3 protein-coding genes are annotated in these 2,368 nt (G+C 70.0%); 1 reads left to right on the plus strand and 2 read right to left on the minus strand.

The annotated features are described in order from the left end of the window. Nucleotides 1-125: 125 nt before the first annotated feature. Together STRIP9103_RS35720 and STRIP9103_RS35725 are read right to left on the minus strand one after the other, a co-directional pair. Entirely contained in the window at nucleotides 126-821 is a 696-nt protein-coding gene (locus tag STRIP9103_RS35720; RefSeq protein WP_048821583.1) for an alpha/beta fold hydrolase, read from the minus strand. A gap of 81 nt (nucleotides 822-902) precedes the next feature. Beyond that, on the minus strand, nucleotides 903-1,457 hold the full coding sequence (locus STRIP9103_RS35725; protein WP_048821584.1) for a hypothetical protein: 555 nt from the start codon (nucleotides 1,455-1,457) through the stop codon (nucleotides 903-905). Nucleotides 1,458-1,839: 382 nt separating this feature from the next. Here STRIP9103_RS35725 and STRIP9103_RS35730 point away from each other — a divergent pair, with 382 nt between their 5' ends. After that, on the plus strand, nucleotides 1,840-2,274 hold the full coding sequence (locus STRIP9103_RS35730) for a protease inhibitor (RefSeq protein WP_100244077.1): 435 nt from the start codon (nucleotides 1,840-1,842) through the stop codon (nucleotides 2,272-2,274). Nucleotides 2,275-2,368 lie beyond the last annotated feature (94 nt).

Genomic DNA, 2,368 nt, shown 5'->3' on the forward strand with positions numbered 1-2,368 from the left:
GCGACCAGCCCCCACCCACCCGCACCCGCAACACATCCTCGCTCCCCGAGCTGGAAGGCGCAGCGGAGTTGAAGGGACGCGGCATCTGGGGACGGGGCGGCGGGGGCGAGACGCCGGTTGGCTGGTCAGTGCGCGGTGAGCGAATCGTGCAGGATCGCCGCCAGTTCGCGCGGTCGCGAGAACATCGGCCAGTGACCGGTGTCCATCTCGACCAGCCGCCACCGGTCACTCTTCAGCGCCTCGGCCACGGCGGGCAGGAACTCGTCCCCGTCCAGCAGGCACTTGATGTACGTGGCCGGAAGCTCGCCCGCAGGGCGCTCCAGGACGGCGGGCTCGGTGAGTGTGGCACCCGGATGGGGCGTCGACCCGGCGACGATGCGGTCGATCTGCTCATCGGTGAGCCCCTGCTCCGCGTAGTGGGACGCGCCCACGCGCGGCCAGACCCCACCGTTCTCGGCGATCGACTGCCGTATGGGGCCGCTCGGCCAGCCCGACAGGAACGACTCCCCGTCGACCGGGACGTTCGAGTCGACGAAGACCACATGCGCCAGCCGGTCGCCGATCCGCTCGGCGGCCTGGCCCACGGGGACGCCCGCGTAACTGTGCCCGACCAGGACGACGTTCCGCAGATCGAGGCGCTCCACCTCGTCCACGATGTCCCGCACATGGGTCTGCTGCCCGGCGGGCACCCCCTGCTTCTCGGCGAGCCCGGACAGTGTGAGCGGATGGACGCCATGGCCGAACTTCCGCAGCTCCACGGCCACTTCGTCCCACGCCCACGCACCCAGCCGGGCACCCGCCACCAACACGAAATGAGTCATGACCGCACCGTAGCCCGAGGGTCTGACAACCGGCCCGCGGGCGGCACCTCAGCCGTCCTCCGCGGCGAGCACCGGGCCGGATCAATCCGTCGGGTCGGGGGTGTCCCGAGGGTCTTCCTTGTCCGGCCCCTGCGCCCGTACCCGCTGCACATGCTCCAGTGACTCCCGCAGTTCGGTGAGCCAGTCGTCGGTGTGGCGCTGGACCAGGCGTACGCACCAGGCGAGGGCGTCGCTGCGGCTGCGGGCGACGCCGGCGGCGATGAGGGTGTCGAGGACCCGGCGCTCCGGCTGGCGCAGCCGGGTCATCACCGGGGCGGCGACATGGGTGAACAGGGCCCGTTCGCCCGCGCACTCCACGCCCCAGGAGACCTTCTTCCCGAAGCGGTGCTCGGCCTCCCGCGCCACCTCGATCCGGTCCTCACGGGTGCGCTCCCGGAACTCCTGGACCCGGGCCTCGACGGCAGCCGCGCGCTCGGCCGCCGAGGCGCCTTCCGTCAGCCGGGGCTCGGGGATGCGGCCGATGACGGTGATCTCCTCGCGGTCGACCGTCACCTCCGCGAGGCTCTCGAAGAGGTCGTCGGGCAGTCGGCCGGCGAACCAGCCGCGCAGTTTCTCGTGCTGTTCCGCTGTAATCATGTAATAACGATTACTCCGGAGTGCCATGAACGCAAGGGGGTGCGTGGAGGTCGTTTCGAAGGCGTTTCGGAGTCGTTCCGGGGGGCGTCGCAGGTTGAAGCGGAACGTTTCAGGCCGATTGCGCAGCCATGGAGATCCAGCCACCCAAGGTCGCCGGACGATCAAGAACCGCTCAGATTCGGGCCTCCGGCGTTCGAACTCCGTGACTTCACGCCACTCATTGAACACTCAAAGTTACTGATTTCGGTGGGTCGGATGTGTGTTCAGGGGTGGGACCCGGCAGACTCTCGCTCGCCGATCCGGCACCGACCGGTCAGGCTTCGTACACGCGACACATGTGGCGAAGCCTCCGGGACATCCATGGAGCGGAAGGATGCACACAATGCCGAACACCGCGCGATGGGCAGCGACTCTCACCCTGACGGCCACCGCCGTCTGCGGCCCCTTCTCGGGGGCCGCGCTCGCCGCCCCCGAACCCGGCGCCTTTGGGCTCTACGCGCCCTCCGCGCTGGTCCTGACCACGGGCCACGGCGAGCGCGCCGCCACCGTCACACCCGAGCGTGCGGTCACCCTGACCTGCGCGCCCAAGCCCTCCGGTACGCATCCGGCCCCCGCCGACGCCTGCGCCGAACTCCGGGCCGGCGGCGGTGATCTCGACACCCTGACGAGCAGGGCCGGGGCGATGTGCAGCAAGCAGTACGACCCGGTGGTCGTCACCGTCCAGGGCGTCTGGCAGGGCAAGCGTGTCGCGTACGAGCGGACCTTCGCCAACGAGTGCGTGAAGGACTCCGCCACCACGGTGCTCTTCGCGTTCTAGAGGCCGGGGTCGCGCGGACCCGCGAGTGATGAGCGGGGGCTTGTAACTGGGGAGTGCGAGCCCTTTCGCGGTGTGCCACGCGATCCCCGTTCGG

It is taken from the genome of Streptomyces ipomoeae 91-03 (assembly GCF_000317595.1).
GTDB lineage: Bacteria > Actinomycetota > Actinomycetes > Streptomycetales > Streptomycetaceae > Streptomyces > Streptomyces ipomoeae.

Bases quoted from the DNA above. Each gene is read 5' to 3' on its own strand.
- STRIP9103_RS35720 (WP_048821583.1), bottom strand. From the start codon at position 821: ATGACTCATTTCGTGTTGGTGGCGGGTGCCCGGCTGGGTGCGTGGGCG.
- STRIP9103_RS35725 (WP_048821584.1), bottom strand. From the start codon at position 1,457: ATGATTACAGCGGAACAGCACGAGAAACTGCGCGGCTGGTTCGCCGGC.
- STRIP9103_RS35730 (WP_100244077.1), top strand. From the start codon at position 1,840: ATGCCGAACACCGCGCGATGGGCAGCGACTCTCACCCTGACGGCCACC.